We start from the raw sequence: 16,428 nt of genomic DNA on the forward strand, positions 1-16,428 counted from the left end.
GGCTCAGCGGTGGGTCCCCGGGCCGACCAGGGCCCGCTCGTACGGGTCCGCGACCGTGCCCTGGACCGGCACGCCGATCCCGGTCGCGACCTTCAGGTGCACCAGCGGGATCACCGCGTCCGTGGCGAGCACCGCCGCTTCGGCCGCCATGACCGCGTCCTGCCGCCGGGCGGGGTCGGCCACCCGTTCCGCCGCGGCGACGGCGTCGTCGACCCGGCGCTCGCACACCTTGGCCAGGTTGTAGCCGCCGGCACAGGTGTAGTCGCTGGCGAGGACGGAAACCGGGTCCCCGGTCTCCAGCATCACGTTGCGGGAGCTGACGACGGCGTCGAACTTCCCGGCCAGCGCGTCGCTGTCCAGCCGCGCGGAGTCGAGGACCTCGAGCTTCACGGTGAAGCCGGCCTTCTGCAGTTGCTGCTGCAGCACCTGGGCGGCTTCGGGCAGTTCGGGACGGCTGCTGTGGGTCGCGATGGTGATCACATTGGACGGTGGGCGCACCGCCTTCGCGCGGCCCTCCGGCGGGATCCGCTTGTGCTGCGTCCAGGTCAGCGCGGGCCCGAAGAGGCCCTGGGCGGGCTCCGCGTGTCCTTCGTACACGTTCCGGGCGAGGACCGAGGTGTCGATGGCCTCGCGGGCGGCGGCCCGCACCCCGGGGTCGGCGAAGACACCGGACTTCGTGTTCAGGTACAGGACGGTGGTACGCGGGGTGGCCTTCTCCTGGACCTGTTGCTGGTCCAAGGAAGCGACCTGGGCGACCGGCAGGGCCTCGACGATGTCGGCCTGGCCGGTCCGCAGCGCGTTGGCGCGGGCGGTGCCGTCGGCGACGAACTTCGCGTCGAGGCCCGGCGCGCGGGCGGGGCCGCCCCAGTAGCCGTCGAACCGGTCCAAAGTGGCCGCTGTGGTGCCGGTGATTTCCTTGAGGGCGAACGGTCCTGTCGCGGTACCCCGCACGTCGACGGCGCCCGGCTGTTCGTACGCCTTCGGGGAGAACACCGCCAGCGCGGGGTTGGACAGCCGCAGCGGCAGCACGGGATCGGGGACGTCGGTCCCCACGCGCACCTGCCTCTCGCCCGACGCGACCGCGGTCAGCTTCACGCCGGTCAGCGCCGGTGGCACCGGCTTGCGCTGCGTGGCCCGGGTCAGCGCGTCGGCGACGGCGGCCGCGGTGACCGGGGTGCCGTCCTGGAACCTGGCGTCCCGCACCGTGAACGACCACGCGCGACTGTCGTCGCCTGCCGTCCAGGATGTGGCGAGGGCCGGTGCCGCGGTGCCGTCGGCGGCCAGCCGGGTCAGTCCTTCCGCGACACCCAGGCGGGACAGGAGGTAGCCGTCCTGCCCGTACGGCGAGAAGTTCTGGGACGGCGGGAAGGCCAGCGCCACCCGCAGCCGTCCGCCGTCGGCGGGCGCGGCGGTGGCGAAACACCCGGACGCGAGCGGAACGAGCAGGCAGGCGGCCAGCAGGCGGCGGTAGGCGGTCATGGTCCCCGGTTCTCGTGAGCGGTCTGCTGCGGGGTACGCTACCTGAAAACCGTTTTCATTCAATGTGCGGTAGATCTCCTGGAAAGGGCACCGTGACCGACCCCGCCTTCCGGCCGAAGTACGTCTCCTTCGACTGCTACGGCACGCTGATCGACTTCCGGATCACCCCGATCACCCGCGCACTCGTCGGCGACCGGCTCACGCCCGAGCAGTTCGACCGGTTCGTGATCGACTTCCGCGGCTACCGGTACGACCAGGTCTGCGGGGAGTTCTACGACTACCGCCAGGTCCTCCACGACGCCTACGCCCGGACCTGCCGCAAGTGGGGCCTCGACGTGGCGGACGACGCCGGCGACCGCTTCTCCGACGGCGTGCTGTCCTGGGGCCCGCACGCCGACGTCCCGGCGCCGCTGAAGAAGCTGGGGGAGCACTACCCGCTGGTGATCCTGTCCAACGCCAACACCCGCTACCTCGACGTCAGCGTGCCCCGGCTCGGCGCCGGGTTCCACGCCGTCTACACCGCCGAGCAGTCCGGGTTCTACAAGCCCCGGTACGGCGCGTTCGAGTACATGCTCGACCAGCTGAACACGCCGCCGGAGCAGTTCCTCCACGTCTCCTCGCACACCCGCTACGACCTGATGCCCTGCCACGAGCTGGGCTTCACGAACACGGTGCTGCTGGACCGCGGCTACTCCCCGCCCGCCCCGGCGTACGGCTACACGAAGGTCGGCTCGCTTGATGAGCTGAACGGTCTGCTTGGGCTCTGATCGCGTGGCGTGGCCTTTGGGGTCGCCCTCGCGTATGCGAAGGTCGGCTGACGGCGCAGCCCCACCCTTTCGGGCCGCCCGGTCTGCCCTCGCGGTCGTGGCCGCCGGTCGTGGCCCGGTCCTACCCTCGGATCGTGGAGCATGTGCGCAGGAAACCGGCCGCCCGGCAGCGCGAGACCGAGTCCGGCCCGGGCTCCGCGGCGGCGGAACCGGCGCTGCTGCGGCTGCAGCGCCTCGCCGGGAACGCCGCGACCACGCGGCTGGTCACCGTGCAGCGGGACCTCGACGACCAGGCCGCGCTCGCCGCCGTGGACGGGCTGCCGCCGCACGTGCTGTCCGGCAACGGCGGCGTGCCGCTGGCCACCCAGGCCGCGAAGCAGGAGTTCCTGCGTGCGGGCCGGGAATGGTTCGGCAGCCACGAGGCGACACTGGCGCATTTCCAGGGTATCGAGCAGTCCACCGCGCCCGGCCATCCGTTCCTGCACCGGACCGCGAAAGCCCGGCTGGAGGCGGCGATTGCGTCGCTCGGCGGTCCCGGGCCGTCGTCGACCGTGGCGTTCTCCTTCCGCAAGGCGTTCACCCCGGACACCCACTACACGCCCGCGTCGATGCACACGCTCGGCTACGCGATCGACTACGACGCCACCAACATGCCCCGCATCGGCCGCGGCGAGACCGCCGAGCTGCTCCGGCTCACCGGCGGCGGCCCCAGCAACGCCGAGCTCGGCGAGTACTCGGCCCGCCGGGCCGTCATCAGCGCGACCGGCAACGCGACCGCCGCGGGCGAGGCGCCCCCGGCAGAGGCGGCGGCGCTGATGGACCGGATCCGCGCCGAGTCGCAGCGGCTGGCGGCCTCGTCGCAGGCGTTCCAGGCGAGCCTCGGTGCCGCGCGCGATCAGTTCCTCGAGCTGCGGACCCGGTACTTCGAGGCGGCCACGCCGGAGGAGAAAGCCGCGGTCCTGGCCCAGGTCCCGGCCCTGATCGGGCCGTGGACGACCGCAATCACGACCGAGGAGAACCGCCTGACCGCGCTGGCGGCCGCCGCCGGTCTCGACCCGGCCGCGCTGCCGGCAAAGGCGCAGCTCACCGCGCGGATCGCGCGGATCGAGGCCGCCGCGCGGGAGGCGGGCCGGGCCGTCGCCCAGGCCAGGGGCCGGGAACCGGACGCGCGGTCCCGGCTGTGGACCCGTCTCACCGCCTGGGAGAGCCTGGTCCAGACCAGTCCGGAAGGCACGTTCGGCGAACGCGTCACCCGCGTCACCGAGCGGGCCCAGACCCTCCTCGGCGGGCTCAGACCCCTGGTGGGAGCGAAGGAAACGCTCGCGAAGCTGACGTCGTTGCGGGCCAAGCTGAGCGACCCGGCGTTTCTGTTCGGCAGGGCGAAACGCAAGAAGGGCGAGCGGCCCACGACGGCGACGGTCGCGGACACGCCGTCGATGGCGCAGCTGCTGGAGCGGGGCTACTTCAACCCCCGCGACCCGGCGGCGGGACGCGAGCACTTCAACGCGGAGTTCCTGGTCGCGCTGGCCCAGCACGGATTCGACCTCGGCGTCGCCTGGGGCGGCGAGTCCACCGACTCGATGCACATGGAACTGGTCGTCCCGCGCGGCGGCTGACGGCGGCGGCGTGTTCATCTTGCGTCGAGCTGGGTGAGCAGCTGCAGGGTGCCGGTGCCGGTGAAGGTGACGACGGTGCCGGGCCGGCCACGCTGCGGGTGGCCCTGCACTTCCGGCATGGGGTTCGACCCCGCCCGGCTGTACGAGCACGAGCTGCGGTGCCTGACCGGGCGTCACGCCGGGGGATCGGTGGCCAGCCGGTAGCCGACGCCCCGGACGGTCTGGATCAGTTGCGGCCGCCCCAGTTTCGTGCGGAGGGTGGCGACGTGGACGTCGAGAGAGCGGGCGCCCACCGGCGCGCCCCAAACCTCGGCGAGGAGCTGCTCACGGGTGAGGACGCCACCCGGACGCCGGGCCAGCAGCGCAAGGAGGGCGAATTCCTTGCGCGACAACGGAACCGGCCGCCCACCGACCCGGACTTCGTGCCGCCCGGGATCGAGTTCGACATCCCCGAACCGCAGAACCCGGTCGTTCCCGGCAGCTGCTTCCGGTGCCGAGCGACGGCTCACCGCGCGGATGCGGGCCCGCAGCTCACCCAGGTCGACGGGCTTCGCGACGTAGTCGTCGGCGCCGAAGCGGTCATCGGGGAGGCCGGAGGTGAGGATGATCAGCGCGGCCCCGGGGTGCGCGTCCCGGCGCTCCCGCACGGTGGCCTCCTCACCGGGGGTGAGGTAGGTGTGGTCGACGACGACGGTCCGCGCGGAATCGAGAGAGGCACACAGGTCGGCCCCGGATTTCGCGACCTGGACGGTGAGCCCGCCCCGGGCCAGGCCCGCAGCCAGCGCGGCGGCGAGGGTGGCATCGGCGGTCCCGAGCAGCACATCCACGGCTGGGGCTGGGGTGCGGTTTTCGGGGGCTGCGGGGTCGGTGGATGGCTCGTGGTCGGGGTCGTCGATGGCTGTCGGCGGCTGCTCGACCCGGGCTTCCGTGTGGTCGCGCGCGTTTTCCGATGGCCGGTGGCCGAAAAGCTCCTCCCTTCGGCGCAGCACTGCGTCGAGGCCTGCGGCGACCGTTGCGTACTCCGGGGCGTCCGGTGCTGTTCCCGCCAGGGCTTCGCGGGCCAACACCACCGCTCGGTCGAGGTCTTCGGTGGTTCCGGCGCGGTCGTGGCGCAGCCGGTGCGCTGCTGCCAGGTTGGCCAGGACCCGCGCGCGCTGGGGACGGTCGGCCGGCATGCGGGCCGCCGCTCGGGTGAGGGCTTCGATTGCCTCGTCGGTGCTGGCCACGTCGTTGCGGTAGCTCGCCCACGTCAGCAGGAGCGCGCCCAGGTTGGCCAGTGCTTCGGCGTTGGGGGCGTCCGCGGGGGCCGCGTCGATTGCCTGGCGCAGGACCGCCAGTGCCTCCTCGAGGTCGGCCTCCGCACCCGAGTTCTCGTGCGCCGCCGACAGGGCCGCCGCGAGGTTCGACAGCACCTGCGTCCGCTGCGGCGAGTCCGCGGGCAGCTCGGCGAGGGCGCCGCGCAGGGTGTCCACCGCCTCGGTGAGCGTGGCCGGGTCGCCGCCGAGCCGGAACCACATCAGCAGCGCGCCGCCCAGCTCGGAAAGCAGGGCCGCGCGGCGGCGCCGGTCCGTGACGACCGCCGCGCCCGCCCGGAGCGCCTCGACCGCGTCTTCGAGGTTCGCGAGCCGGCCGCCGTAGGCGTACTCCAGGCGCAGCGCGATGCCCAGGCTCGCCAGCAGGCCCGGCTCGACACGCCCGGCACCGCCGAGCCGCTCGGCGACGTCGAGGCAGTGGCGCGCCCCCTCTTCGGCGAGCCGCAGCGCTTCGCCGACGTCGCCCGTTTCGGCGTGGCGGAGGGCCGCGTCGACCAGGGCGGCGGCGTCGGCAGGCTCAGTCATCGGCTTCCTCCGCCGGGAAGAACGCGGCCAGCACCTGGCGGGCGAGCTTCGGGTCGTAGATCCACAGCACCTCCGAGCGCGGGCCGACCGAACGGTCCAGTTTCATCAGCGGCCGCGGGGCCGGGGCGTCGTCGCCGTCGGCGTCGGGGAGCGGGTCGGTCAGGTCGCGGACCGCGGCCCACAGCTTCCGGAACCGGACCGGGTCGCCCCCGAGGTGCCCGACCACTCGCGACACCACTTCCCAGGACGGGCAGCTCGCGCCGTTCAGCAGGTTCCCGACCGTGGTGTGCGACGTGCCGGTGGCCTTCGCGATGGTCCGGAAGCTGGGGTCACCGCAGCTGCGGCGCAGCACCCGCAACTCGGTGCACAACCGCTCGAGCGGGTCCGGCACCCCCGTGTCCTCCCCAGTTCCGGCAAGTTCTGGCACGAACTGTACCCGGTTCGTCAGGACGCGGCCCTCGAGTGGCAACTGCCCTTCCGGGACGGCGGGTCCGCGCGGCATGGTCGGCGCAGATCATCGGACGAGCGGAGAACGACCATGCAGCAGAACGTGCTTTACGTCGGCCTGGCCGCGGCGGCGGTGCCCTCGGTGCCGGCGGTGACGTGGCTGATCGGACTGGCGTTGACATTGCGGGGAAGCAAACCCCGCGAGCGCCCGGCATTGCTGCGCGCCTACGGCGCCTTCCGGCGGCGACGGTGAGTCGTGGTGCGCGGCTCGAACGAGGCGGTCTTGCGGTGGTGCCAACTTCGTGGGCGGCTGGGGTTGTTGCGGGTTTGCGGCGGCGCGGGGGTGCGGGGAACTCGGTTGGGGCGGTCGTACGGAGTTGCGGCGGCGCGGGTGGCCGGGCTTGCGGCGGGCTGGCGGGCGGCACGGGGTGGGGCAGCTCGGCCAGGGCGGTCTTGCGGCGGCGCAGGGTGTGGGAACTCGGTTGGGGCGGTTTGCGGGCTGGCGGGCGGCACGGGGTGGGGCGACTCGGTCGGGGAGGTCTTGCGGCGGTGCGGCGTGCGGCAACTCGGTCGGGGGCGGTCTCACGGGGTTGTGAATTCCGTGGGCGGCCGGGCTTGCGGCGGCGCAGCGTGAGGATCCGGTCTTGCGGGGCACCGAACCCACCGAATCACCCCTTGCAGGGACCGAAATACAGGCACTCGATCAGCACCCGCGGGTCCAGGTCGCGGGCGCGTGCCTCGAACGTGTCCAGGGTCGGGACCATGCCCGCGAAGTCCACCGTTCCCGCTCGGGTGAACGGGATGACCTGCTCGCGGGTGTCGTGCTCGGGGCAGCCGTTGCCCGGGTCGTTGCCCGCCGGGACCAGGGCGAACACCTCGTTGCCGTGGGCGTCGAACGTGAAGTAGCCGTGAAGGGGGACCGGGGTTGCTTCGGCGACCTTGTTCACCTGGCGGCCGCCGAATGTTGCGGGGTAGCGCCATGCCGTGTTCGGGTCGTCGGCGAGGCGGGACGTTGCCGGGTCGGCGGGGCCGTCGAGGTGCCAGCCGCGGGCCGTCAGGAACTCGTGGACGGCCAGCTGCTGGTCGGTCTGTGCGGTGGTCATCGGGGATCCCTTCGGACGCGGTCGGACACCGTCTCCAGTGTCGACCCCGTCCCTCGGCCACGAACGGGTGACCCCGCGACCGGGGACCCGAACGGTCCGCTTTTCCTTGCCGCGCCGGGAAAGTGCTACACGATGCCCGCCGAGATCAGCTGCTGCCAGATCTCGCCCTGGTCGACCACCTCCACGCCCAGCTTCTCCGCCTTGGTCAGCTTGCTCGCCCCCACGTCGGCGCCCGTGATGAGCAGGTCCGTGTTCGCCGACACCGACGAAGCCGTGGTGGCGCCCGCCTTTTCGCACAACCGCTGGAACGTCGGGCGCGGGACCTTCTCGCCGGAACGCGGGTCGTTGATCGCGCCCGTGACCACCACCGTCTTCCCCGCCAGCGGGGCACCCGCCGCGACCACCGGCGGGAGGTCCTCCTCCCGCACGTCCAGCGAAACACCGGCTTCGCGCAGCCGCTCCAGTTCCGGGCGCAGCCGGGTGAGGTGCTCGATCAGCGACGCCGCGACCTTCGGGCCGATGTCCTCCACCGCCACCAGCCCCTCCTCGCCCGCCTCGGCGACCTCTTCCAGCGACCCGAAGCCGGCCCGGCACAGCCGGGCCGCGGTGCCTTCGGACGCCATCGGGATCGCCAGCCCGATCAGTGCCCGCCGCAGCCCGACCGACTTGCTGTGCTCGATCGACTCGATCATGCGGGTGGCCGACACCTCGCCGATGCGGTCGAACTCCAGCAGCCGTTCCTTCGTCAGGTGGTAGAAGTCCGACGGGTGCTCCAGATCCCCGGCCTCGGCGAGCCGTTCGATCCACACGCCGCCGATGGCGTCGATGTCCGCCGCCGCCCGCGACGCCCAGTGGATCAGCCGCCGGACCGTCTGGGCCGGGCAGGAAACGTTGGTGCAGAACAGTTCCCGGCTCTTGCCCTGCTCGGTCAGCGGCTGCCCGCACGACGGGCACTCGCTCGGCGGCACGATCTCCCGCTCGGCACCCGTGCGCTTCGACGCGTCGAGCACGCCGGCGACGAACGGGATCACGTCCCCGGCGCGGCGGACCAGCACGGTGTCGCCGATCTTGACGCCGCGGGCGCGGATCACCTCCTGGTTGGCCAGCGTCGCCCGGGTGACCGTGGTGCCGCCGACGAACACCGGCTCCAGCCAGGCGACCGGCGCGATCTTGCCGGTCTTGCCGACGTCCCAGACCACGTCGGCGAGCACGGTGGTCTTCTCCTCGGCGGCGAACTTGAACGCCAGCGCGCCGCGCGGCGAGCTCGACCGCGTGCCGGCGGCGGCGTAGGCGTCCCGGTCGGCCAGCCGCAGCACGGCGCCGTCGAGGTCGTAGTCCAGGTCGTTGCGGCGCCGCTCGATGTCGGCGATCGCCGCCTGCGCGGCCTCGGCGTCGGCGCAGTGCCGCATGTCGGCGGCGGTGAACCCGAGCGTCTGCAGGGCACGCTGCAGGTCGGTCGCCGCGCTGTCGGGGTCGGTGTGCAGGTCGAACGCGAAGAACCGCAGGCGCCGCTCGGCGACGGTGGCCGGATCCTTGGCCCGCAGCGTGCCCGCGGCGGCGTTGCGTGGGTTGATCAGCGGTTTGTCCGGGTGCGCGGTGTTGTACGCGGCGAAGGTGGACCGCAGCATGACGGCCTCCCCGCGGACCTCGACGCGGCCCGGGGCCTCGACCTGCTCCGGGATCCCGTCGGTCAGCGCCCGCACGAGCATCGTGACGTCGTCGCCCGTCATGCCGTCGCCGCGGGTGACGGCCCTGGCCAGGCGGCCGTTTTCGTAGACGACGGCCAGGGACAGCCCGTCCAGCTTCGGCATGACCACCACGGGCTGGCCGGGGAAGCGGTCGAAGAAGGCGGCGACCTGCTCGGGCGTGGTCGCCTTCTCCAGCGACAGCATCGGCCGCGAGTGCCGGATCGGCGCGTGCAGCACCGCGGGCGCGCCCACCTGGTCGAGCGGGTTCGGGTCCGGCGTCAGCTCCGGGTGCTCGGCGAGCAGGCTTCGCAGCTCGTCCTCGACCGCGTCGTACTCCGCGTCGGCGACCAGGGGCGAGCCCCGGTAGTAGGCGTCACGCAGCACCACGATGCGGTCGGCGAGTTCCTGGATGCGTTCCTGGCTGTTCACGGGTGCTGACGTTACCGGGCGGCACCGACAAAACCGGCCGGGTGACGCCCCGAGAAGCCATCCTGGAGGAACTCCAGGGATACGCTGAATATCATGCGCTTCGCCATCAAGACCTCACCGCAGAACACCGAATGGGCCGACATGCTCGCCGTGTGGCAGGCCGCCGACGAGATCGAGCTGTTCGAGTCCGCCTGGACGTTCGACCACTTCTACCCGATCTTCTCCGACCCGACCGGACCCTGCCTGGAAGGCTGGGTGACGCTCACCGCGCTGGCACAGGCCACGAAACGGCTCCGGCTCGGCACCCTGGTCAGCGGCATCCACTACCGCCACCCCGCGCTGCTGGCGAACATGGCGGCCACGCTCGACATCGTGTCCGGCGGGCGGCTGGAGATCGGCATCGGCGCGGGCTGGAACGAAGAGGAGTCCGGCGCGTACGGCATGCAGCTCGGCTCGGTCAAGGAACGCAGCGACCGGTTCGAGGAGGCGTGCGAAGTCCTCGTCGGCCTGCTGACCAAGGAGACGACGACCTTCCAGGGCGAGCACTACCAGCTGACCGACGCGCGCTGCGAGCCGAAGCCGGTGCAGAAGCCGCATCCGCCGATCTGCATCGGCGGCAGCGGCGAGAAGCGGACGCTGCGCACGACCGCGAAGTACGCCCAGCACTGGAACTTCGTCGGCGGCTCGCCCGAAGAATTCGCCCGAAAGCGTGATGTGCTGCACAGCCACTGCGCCGACCTCGGCCGCGACCCGGCGGAGATCACGCTGTCCTCGCACGTCCGGCTGGATGGTGACGGTGACGTCGCCAAGGTCGCGGCCGAAGCGGAGGCGCTCGGCGAAGCCGGGCTGGACCTGGCGATTGTCATCCTGCCGCCGCCGCACACCCCGGCCGTGCTGGAGCCGCTGGCGAAGGCGCTCGAGCCGCTGCGCTGACCGGTTCGGCGGACGGTCTGCCGGGGTGGGCTGAAAGGGACGTTCGTCTCGTCTGGTGCAGCGAAAGGGACTTTCCTTGCGTCAGACGCCAGGAAAGTCCCTTTCAGCCCACGCGGTGGGCTCAGGCCGGGGCGTGCAGCGCGGCGACGGCCGTGGCGATCCCTTCCTTGTCGTAACTGCCGGTCGGCAGGGTGGCGCCGTGGGCGTGGCGGACGACGCCCTCGGCGTCGACCAGAACGCTGCCGGACCGCTGCACTGTCCCGAAGAGCGCGCGGCTCAGGCCGATCACCTCGTGCGGTGCGGACCCGCGGCCGGTGAGGACCGGGAACGGGATCCGGTGCTTGGCCCGCCACGCCGCCGCGGTCGCCCGGTCGTCGGGGACGACGACCAGCACGCGGACGTCGCCGGGCGGGTGCTCGGCGAGGTCGCGGACGTGCCGACGGCACACCGGGCACGACGTCGAGCGCATGAAGTACAGCAGCACCGCCTCGCCGCGGAAGCCGGCGAGGCGGACGGTCCGTCCTTCGGTGTCCGCCAGCTCCAGCTCCGGTGCGGGGGATCCGGTTCGCAGCACGGGAAATCCTTTCGTCAGGGTGTGGTGTCCAGCCGGGCCCGCAGTGCGGTGCGGGCCCGGTGGAGGTGGGACTTCATCGCCGCGGTGCTGAGCCCGAGCGCTTCGGCGACCGTCCGGCCGGGCAGGCCGAGGACGTCGCGCTGGACGAGCACGCGGCGCTGGACGTCCGGCAGCGCCCGGATCGCCTCGGCGATCCGGGCGGCTTCGAGCCGGTCGAGGACCTCGTCCTCAGCCGACGCCGACGCGGCAAGGGCGGCGGGGCTGCCGGTGTCGTCGAGCAGCCGCCGGGCGCGGCGCAGGCATTCGTTCCGGACGATCCGGAACATCCAGGACGCCAGCGCCGCCGTCGCCCGCAGGGAGCCGATCTTGCGGTAGAGCACGATGAGGGCTTCCTGCGCCGCGTCCTCGGCGTCCTGCCTGGACGCGCAGAGGTGGTCGGCGAAGCGCCGCACGTGCGGGTGCGCCCCGTGCACGACGGCGGTGAGTGATGCCAGGTCACCGCCCTGTGCGGCTTCGACGAGCTGTTCGCTCACCCAGCCGGTCCCGGCCATCTCGGTGCTCCTCTCGACGTGACACCCATAAGAGGGCACGGGACGGCGAAAGGATTCACTCCGGGTCTGCGGCCAGGCGCAGGATCGGGTCGAGCAGCCCCGGGAAGCGCTCGGCCAGGTCGGCGGTGCGCAGCCGGATCCGGCGGTGCCTGCCGTCGACGGTCATCGTGATCACGCCTGCTTCGCGCAGGATCCGGAAGTGGTTGGTCAGCGTCGACAGCGGGACGCCCAGCCCGTCGGCGAGCGCGGCGCACGTCGATTCGGGCCGGTCCTCGGCCCGGCGGACCAGTTCCAGGCGCACCGGGTCACCCAGGGCGTGCAGGACCGGCGCGAGCGTCAGCGCCTCGCGGGCGGGCTGGGGCAGGGGTCGCATGCCTCGCACGATACCGCGCCATTCGACAGTTCGGGATTATCGAACTATGGTCGGGCAGGTCGTCTCGGACTTGGGGGTTCGGCTGTGGCCGTAGTCATCCGCCCAGGCCGCGCCGCGGTACTCGCCGTGGCCTGCCTCGGTCAGTTCATGGTGCTGCTGGACAGCACGATCGTCGGCGCCGCGCTGCCCGACATGCAGGACCGGCTGCACACGCGGCTGACCGGTCTGCAGTGGATCGTCGACGCCTACGTCCTGCTGGTCGCGATGCTGCTGCTGTCCGGCGGCGTCTTCGCCGACCGGTTCGGCCGCAGGCGCGTGTTCCTGGCCGGCGTCGCGGTGTTCACCGCCGCGTCGGTGCTGTGCGCCGCCGCGCCCTCGCTCGGCTGGCTGGTCGCCGGGCGCGTCGCGCAGGGCATCGGCGCCGCGGCGCTGAGCCCCGCGTCGCTGGCGCTGCTCGCCGCCGCCCACCCCGTCCCGCGGGAGCGCGTCCAGGCCATCGGGCTGTGGGCCGGGTTCAGCGGGATCGGCCTTGCCGCCGGCCCGGTGGCGGGCGGGCTGCTGGTGCAGGCCTTCGGGTGGCCGTCGATCTTCCTGGTGAACGTGCCGATCGGGGTGCTGCTCCTGCTGGCAGGCCGCCGCGCACTGGCCGAGTCCCGCAACCCCGGCGCGCCCGAGATCGACGTCCCGGGCACGGTCCTGTCCGTCCTGGGTGTCGGGGCGCTGACCTACGGGCTGATCGAAGGCGGTTCGCGCGGCTGGACGTCTCCGGTGATCGTGGGCAGCTTCGTCGCGGCAGCGGTGCTCCTCGCCGCGTTCGTCGCCGTCGAAGCCCGCAGTGCGACGCCGATGCTGCCGCTGCGGCTGTTCCGGGAGCGGCTGTTCACGGTGTCCGCCACGGCCATGGTCGTGGTGGGGTTCGCGCTGATGGGCTCGTCGTTCTTCTTCTCGCAGTTCTTCGTCGCGGTGCAGGGAAGTTCGGTGCTGGAGGCGGGCCTGCGGACCCTCCCGGCCCCGCTGGCCATGGTCCTCGTCAGCCCCTACGCGGGACGGCTGGCGGCCCGGCACGGCTTCCGGATCGTGGTCACCGCCGGGCTGGCCCTGGCCGGAACCGGCCTGCTGGCCCTGGGTTTCGTGCACGCGGACACCGGCTACGGCCACGTCTGGTGGCGCCTGGCGGTCACCGGCGCCGGGTTCGCGCTGACGATGTCCCCGCTGACCGGCGCGGCGATCCAGGCGGCCGGCCGGGAGGAGGGCGGTCTCGCTTCGGGCGTCAGCAGCACGGCCCGCCAGATCGGCGCGGTGCTGGGCGTGGCGGTGCTCGGCGCGGTCGTACGCGCCCGCGAATCCGCCGGTGCGACCTTCGAGGCAGGCCTGGACAGCGCGTTCGTGGTGGCGGGCGTGGTCACCCTGGCCGCCGCCGGGTTCACCGCGTGGCGGCTGGTGGACCTCGGTCGGGCATGATCACACCCGGGGGCAGTGAGATCGGGAGTGTGGGCGGATGCGGGTGCTGTCGGAGCGTCAGCTGGGTGCGGTGCTGGCCGGCGTGCCCGTGCCGCGGGTCGTGGTCAGCGGGAACTTCGCGACGCCGTCGCGGGCGCTGGCCGTCCTCGACGCGAACGTCGCCGAGTACCGGCTGTTCGCCCTGAACGCCCAGGCCGGCCTGCCGGACCGGCCGGGCGTGCTGCTCGAGACGCCCTTCGTCGGGCCGGGCATGCGGGGCCGGGCGGGGCTGCGGTACTTCCCGTCGCGGCTGTCGCTGGTGCCGCAGCTGCTCAAGCAGTCCCTGCCACCGGACGTCGTGCTGGTGCACACCTCGGTGCCCGTGGACGGCGTCGTGTCGCTGGGTACGGAGGTCAACATCCTGCCCGCGGCGATCGAGGCCGTCCGGGCTCGCGGCGGCCTGGTCGTCGCGCAGCTCAACCCGCGGATGCCGGTCACGCACGGCGACGGCCTGGTGCCGGTCGACGAGATCGACTACGCGCTGGAGGCCGAGGAGCCGCTGCGCTCGCCGGTGCCGCGGGCGCTGGGTGACACCGCGCGCGACATCGGCGCGCGCGTGGCCGGCCTGGTCGAGGACGGCGCCACGCTGCAGCTGGGCATCGGCGGCATCCCGGACGCGACGCTCGCCGCGCTGACCGGCCGCCGCGGCCTGGCGGTGTGGTCGGAGATGTTCAGCGACGGCGTGCTCGCCCTCGACCGCGCCGGCGCGCTCGACCCGGCCGAGCCGGTGACGGCATCGTTCGTGTTCGGCAGCGACGAGCTGTACAAGTGGGTCGACCGCAACCCGCGGGTCCGGCTGCTGCGCACGGAGAAGACGAACGACCCGGCGGTGATCGCCCGGCAGCGGCGCCTGGTCTCGGTGAACAGCGCGCTGGAGGTCGACCTCTACGCCCAGGCCAACGCCAGCCGCGTCCGTGGCGCGATCTATTCGGGCTTCGGCGGCCAGACCGACTTCGTGGTCGGCGCCCTGCATTCCCCGGGCGGCCGGGCGATCATCGCGCTGCCGTCGTGGCATCCGAAGGCCGGCGTGTCGACGGTCGTGCCGCGGCTGGCCGGGCCGGTGACGTCGTTCCAGCACAGCTTCTTCGTCAGCGAGCACGGTGTTGCGGCCATCTGGGGGCACGACGCGGACGAGCAGGCGCGGCAGATCGTGGACCGCGTGGCGCATCCGCGGGCGCGGGACGAGCTGCGCGAGCGCGGCCGGGAGCTGGGCTTCGCGCTGGACTGACGTCCGTTCACCGACGGCTGCTGAGCCGATCCGGGGACGGCTCGCCCGGGGTCGTCGCGCAGCGTGTCCGGCGTCCCGCGCCCTGGTGGCGGCCTCGCCCCTGGCGGACCGGCGTGCCGTGGTCCGCGTGCACGGTGTCGCCGCATTTCCCGGGGCTGCCCGGTAATACGGAAACACAGCAGCCGATCGGCCCGTGATCAATGTTCCGTCGATTTGTTCCCGTTACGAGCGCAATTCCGTTTCACTCGATCGGGTAATACCCGGAAAAGCTTCCTCGTGCTGATTGGCGGGAAGTGATGCCGACGGTAGTGTTCCGAGCCGCCACTTCCGGCAATTTTGCATCGCAGAAAGAAACACTCTTGGACTTCGAAGCGCTCGCCGGCGAGCTGCGCAGCCTGCGGGAGAATGTCGCCGGGGTGACCGGCACGGTGCTGGCCGCGGTCGACGGGATCCCCATCATCGCCGACGCCGCCGACGACATCGATCCCGCGAAGGTGTCCGCACTCGCCGCCGCCGACCTGGGGATCGCCCGCCAGGCGGCCGAGGTCACCGGGCGGGGCACGCTGCACCAGACCGTCGTGTTCGGCAGCGACGGCTACCTGGCCGTCCACGCCGTCGGCAGGCTCGCGCTGATGGTGGTGCTGGGCGGCAAAGGGCTCAACGTCGGGCGGCTCCTTTTCGAATCCCGGCCGGTCATCGAGCGGATCGGCGCCATCCTGGCCGCGTAGGAAATCCGTCTGCGAAAGGACAGAAGATGATGATGAACATCGACGCCGCGCTCAAGGAAGCCATGTCGATCACCGGGGCGGTCGGGGTCGCGCTGGCCGACTACGAAAGCGGGATGTCGCTGGGCACCGCCGGCGGCGGTGACTGGCTTGACCTGGAGGTCGCCGCGGCGGGCAACACCGAGGTCGTGCGGTCGAAACTGCGGGTGATGTCCTCGCTCGCGCTCAACGACACGATCGAGGACATCCTGATCACGCTGCACCGCCAGTACCACCTGATCCGGCTGCTGAACTCCACGCGCAACCCGCTGTTCCTGTACCTGGTGCTGGACCGGGAGCGGGCGAACCTCGCGCTGGCCCGGCACTACCTCAAACGCATCGAGTCGGACCTGCAGGTGTAGCACGGGAGGAGGAGGCGATGACCGGAGGCGGCTCCCGCGCCGCACTCGTCATCGGCTCGGCGTTCATGCACGACCTCGGTTCGCTGTTCCCGGTGACCATGACCCTCACCGGCGACGAGCTGGCGTTCACGTTCGTGTCGTCCTGGCCGTCCCCCGACGCCGTCGGCGAGTGGATCCGGCGGCGGTCGGACACCGTCATGGCCGGGCGCGTACCCCGCTTCTTCGTCGACGCGACCGGACGGCGGATCCGCGTCGAGCTGGCCGGATCGCCGGTCCGGGCCCTGATCGTGCTGGCAGGCGAGGTGACCCCGGCGTCGGTCAACGCCCCGCGGTTCGGCCGCTGGCAGGACCAGATGCCCTGCCTGGTCCGGGGCGCGATGGAGGAGCTGGCCCGGATGCTGTCGCGCTGCCACCACCGCGCGGGCGGCGCGGAGCCGCTGATCGACCTGGAACTGGCCTACCGCCCGGACCGCGAATACGAGGCCAGGCTGGCCGGCGCGCACGAGCGGGTGCGCGGGTTCATCGCGCCGGTCCGCCCGGTGCTGGCGATGCGCTGGCGCTCGGCGACCTCGGCGCAGCGCCGGGCGTTCACGGCCGAGCTGCCGGACGGCGGCCCCGCCCGCGGCCGCTTCCGCCGCCGCCGCACCACGCGGATTCTGGGGCTGGCAGTGGAAATCCTGCCCCTGAGGGGTGCCGCACGGGAAGGGGCCGGTGGTCCCTGCCCCTGGTGACCGAGGGCCTCCGTGCCGGTGGCGTTCGCCAGCGGTGGACAGCAC

Annotated in this window: 17 protein-coding genes; 9 read left to right on the forward strand and 8 right to left on the reverse strand. The window is 72.6% G+C overall.

The window, feature by feature from the left end:
- Positions 1-3 precede the first annotated feature (3 nt).
- Positions 4-1,479 (reverse strand): ABC transporter substrate-binding protein, encoded by a 1,476-nt coding sequence (locus ABJI51_RS02640; protein WP_348947284.1) that lies wholly within the window; start codon positions 1,477-1,479, stop codon positions 4-6.
- 92 nt (positions 1,480-1,571) lie between these two features.
- Here ABJI51_RS02640 and ABJI51_RS02645 point away from each other — a divergent pair, with 92 nt between their 5' ends.
- Positions 1,572-2,246, forward strand: a complete 675-nt coding sequence (locus tag ABJI51_RS02645; protein WP_348947285.1) for a haloacid dehalogenase type II — start codon at positions 1,572-1,574, stop codon at positions 2,244-2,246.
- 134 nt (positions 2,247-2,380) lie between these two features.
- On the forward strand, positions 2,381-3,862 hold the full coding sequence (locus tag ABJI51_RS02650; RefSeq protein ID WP_348947286.1) for a hypothetical protein: 1,482 nt from the start codon (positions 2,381-2,383) through the stop codon (positions 3,860-3,862).
- A gap of 173 nt (positions 3,863-4,035) precedes the next feature.
- Here ABJI51_RS02650 and ABJI51_RS02655 read toward each other — a convergent pair whose 3' ends face one another.
- Together ABJI51_RS02655 and ABJI51_RS02660 are read right to left on the reverse strand one after the other, a co-directional pair.
- On the reverse strand, positions 4,036-5,700 hold the full coding sequence (locus ABJI51_RS02655; protein ID WP_348947287.1) for a winged helix-turn-helix domain-containing protein: 1,665 nt from the start codon (positions 5,698-5,700) through the stop codon (positions 4,036-4,038).
- A complete protein-coding gene (locus ABJI51_RS02660; RefSeq protein ID WP_348947288.1) occupies positions 5,693-6,091 on the reverse strand; it encodes a helix-turn-helix domain-containing protein in 399 nt (132 codons plus the stop codon). The genes ABJI51_RS02655 and ABJI51_RS02660 overlap by 8 nt, the downstream gene beginning before the upstream one ends.
- 147 nt (positions 6,092-6,238) lie before the next feature.
- On the opposite strand from ABJI51_RS02660, the gene ABJI51_RS02665 reads away from it, so the two are divergent.
- Entirely contained in the window at positions 6,239-6,400 is a 162-nt protein-coding gene (locus ABJI51_RS02665) for a hypothetical protein (RefSeq protein ID WP_348947289.1), read from the forward strand.
- Between the two features lie 415 nt (positions 6,401-6,815).
- Here ABJI51_RS02665 and ABJI51_RS02670 read toward each other — a convergent pair whose 3' ends face one another.
- Both ABJI51_RS02670 and ligA read right to left on the reverse strand, forming a co-directional pair.
- Complete coding sequence (locus ABJI51_RS02670; RefSeq protein WP_348947290.1) at positions 6,816-7,250, reverse strand: hypothetical protein; 435 nt, start codon at positions 7,248-7,250, stop codon at positions 6,816-6,818.
- A 125-nt stretch (positions 7,251-7,375) separates the two neighbouring features.
- A complete protein-coding gene (ligA, locus tag ABJI51_RS02675) occupies positions 7,376-9,367 on the reverse strand; it encodes an NAD-dependent DNA ligase LigA (protein WP_348947291.1) in 1,992 nt (663 codons plus the stop codon).
- Between the two features lie 93 nt (positions 9,368-9,460).
- On the opposite strand from ligA, the gene ABJI51_RS02680 reads away from it, so the two are divergent.
- Complete coding sequence (locus ABJI51_RS02680; RefSeq protein ID WP_348947292.1) at positions 9,461-10,300, forward strand: LLM class F420-dependent oxidoreductase; 840 nt, start codon at positions 9,461-9,463, stop codon at positions 10,298-10,300.
- Between the two features lie 121 nt (positions 10,301-10,421).
- Here the strand turns inward: ABJI51_RS02680 and ABJI51_RS02685 are convergent, their stop codons facing one another.
- The 3 genes from ABJI51_RS02685 to ABJI51_RS02695 are packed head-to-tail and all read right to left on the reverse strand — an operon-like array spanning position 10,422 to position 11,798.
- A complete protein-coding gene (locus tag ABJI51_RS02685; RefSeq protein WP_348947293.1) occupies positions 10,422-10,874 on the reverse strand; it encodes a peroxiredoxin family protein in 453 nt (150 codons plus the stop codon).
- 14 nt (positions 10,875-10,888) lie between these two features.
- Positions 10,889-11,425: an RNA polymerase sigma factor gene (locus ABJI51_RS02690; protein WP_348947294.1), complete on the reverse strand. Its 537-nt coding sequence runs from the start codon at positions 11,423-11,425 to the stop codon at positions 10,889-10,891.
- Between the two features lie 55 nt (positions 11,426-11,480).
- Entirely contained in the window at positions 11,481-11,798 is a 318-nt protein-coding gene (locus tag ABJI51_RS02695; RefSeq protein WP_348947295.1) for an ArsR/SmtB family transcription factor, read from the reverse strand.
- A gap of 84 nt (positions 11,799-11,882) precedes the next feature.
- Between ABJI51_RS02695 and ABJI51_RS02700 the strand changes: the two genes are divergently transcribed.
- From ABJI51_RS02700 to ABJI51_RS02720, 5 genes are all read left to right on the forward strand, one after another.
- A complete protein-coding gene (locus ABJI51_RS02700) occupies positions 11,883-13,259 on the forward strand; it encodes an MFS transporter (protein ID WP_348947296.1) in 1,377 nt (458 codons plus the stop codon).
- A 37-nt stretch (positions 13,260-13,296) separates the two neighbouring features.
- The gene (locus ABJI51_RS02705) at positions 13,297-14,526 is read left to right on the forward strand and encodes an acetyl-CoA hydrolase/transferase family protein (RefSeq protein ID WP_348947297.1); all 1,230 of its coding nucleotides are present in this window, start codon (positions 13,297-13,299) and stop codon (positions 14,524-14,526) included.
- Between the two features lie 359 nt (positions 14,527-14,885).
- A complete protein-coding gene (locus ABJI51_RS02710; protein WP_348947298.1) occupies positions 14,886-15,254 on the forward strand; it encodes a roadblock/LC7 domain-containing protein in 369 nt (122 codons plus the stop codon).
- Positions 15,255-15,286: 32 nt separating this feature from the next.
- Entirely contained in the window at positions 15,287-15,652 is a 366-nt protein-coding gene (locus ABJI51_RS02715; RefSeq protein ID WP_348947665.1) for a hypothetical protein, read from the forward strand.
- Positions 15,653-15,669: 17 nt separating this feature from the next.
- Positions 15,670-16,383 (forward strand): hypothetical protein, encoded by a 714-nt coding sequence (locus ABJI51_RS02720; RefSeq protein ID WP_348947299.1) that lies wholly within the window; start codon positions 15,670-15,672, stop codon positions 16,381-16,383.
- Positions 16,384-16,428 lie beyond the last annotated feature (45 nt).

Source organism: Amycolatopsis melonis, assembly GCF_040064235.1.
GTDB classification, from domain to species: domain Bacteria; phylum Actinomycetota; class Actinomycetes; order Mycobacteriales; family Pseudonocardiaceae; genus Amycolatopsis; species Amycolatopsis melonis.

Excerpts from the sequence above, each read along its gene's own strand:
- ABJI51_RS02640 (WP_348947284.1), bottom strand. The coding sequence starts at position 1,479 with ATGACCGCCTACCGCCGCCTGCTGGCCGCCTGCCTGCTCGTTCCGCTC.
- ABJI51_RS02655 (WP_348947287.1), bottom strand. The coding sequence starts at position 5,700 with ATGACTGAGCCTGCCGACGCCGCCGCCCTGGTCGACGCGGCCCTCCGC.
- ABJI51_RS02665 (WP_348947289.1), top strand. The coding sequence starts at position 6,239 with ATGCAGCAGAACGTGCTTTACGTCGGCCTGGCCGCGGCGGCGGTGCCC.
- ABJI51_RS02670 (WP_348947290.1), bottom strand. The coding sequence starts at position 7,250 with ATGACCACCGCACAGACCGACCAGCAGCTGGCCGTCCACGAGTTCCTG.
- ABJI51_RS02680 (WP_348947292.1), top strand. The coding sequence starts at position 9,461 with ATGCGCTTCGCCATCAAGACCTCACCGCAGAACACCGAATGGGCCGAC.
- ABJI51_RS02690 (WP_348947294.1), bottom strand. The coding sequence starts at position 11,425 with ATGGCCGGGACCGGCTGGGTGAGCGAACAGCTCGTCGAAGCCGCACAG.
- ABJI51_RS02695 (WP_348947295.1), bottom strand. The coding sequence starts at position 11,798 with ATGCGACCCCTGCCCCAGCCCGCCCGCGAGGCGCTGACGCTCGCGCCG.
- ABJI51_RS02705 (WP_348947297.1), top strand. The coding sequence starts at position 13,297 with ATGCGGGTGCTGTCGGAGCGTCAGCTGGGTGCGGTGCTGGCCGGCGTG.
- ABJI51_RS02715 (WP_348947665.1), top strand. The coding sequence starts at position 15,287 with ATGAACATCGACGCCGCGCTCAAGGAAGCCATGTCGATCACCGGGGCG.
- ABJI51_RS02720 (WP_348947299.1), top strand. The coding sequence starts at position 15,670 with ATGACCGGAGGCGGCTCCCGCGCCGCACTCGTCATCGGCTCGGCGTTC.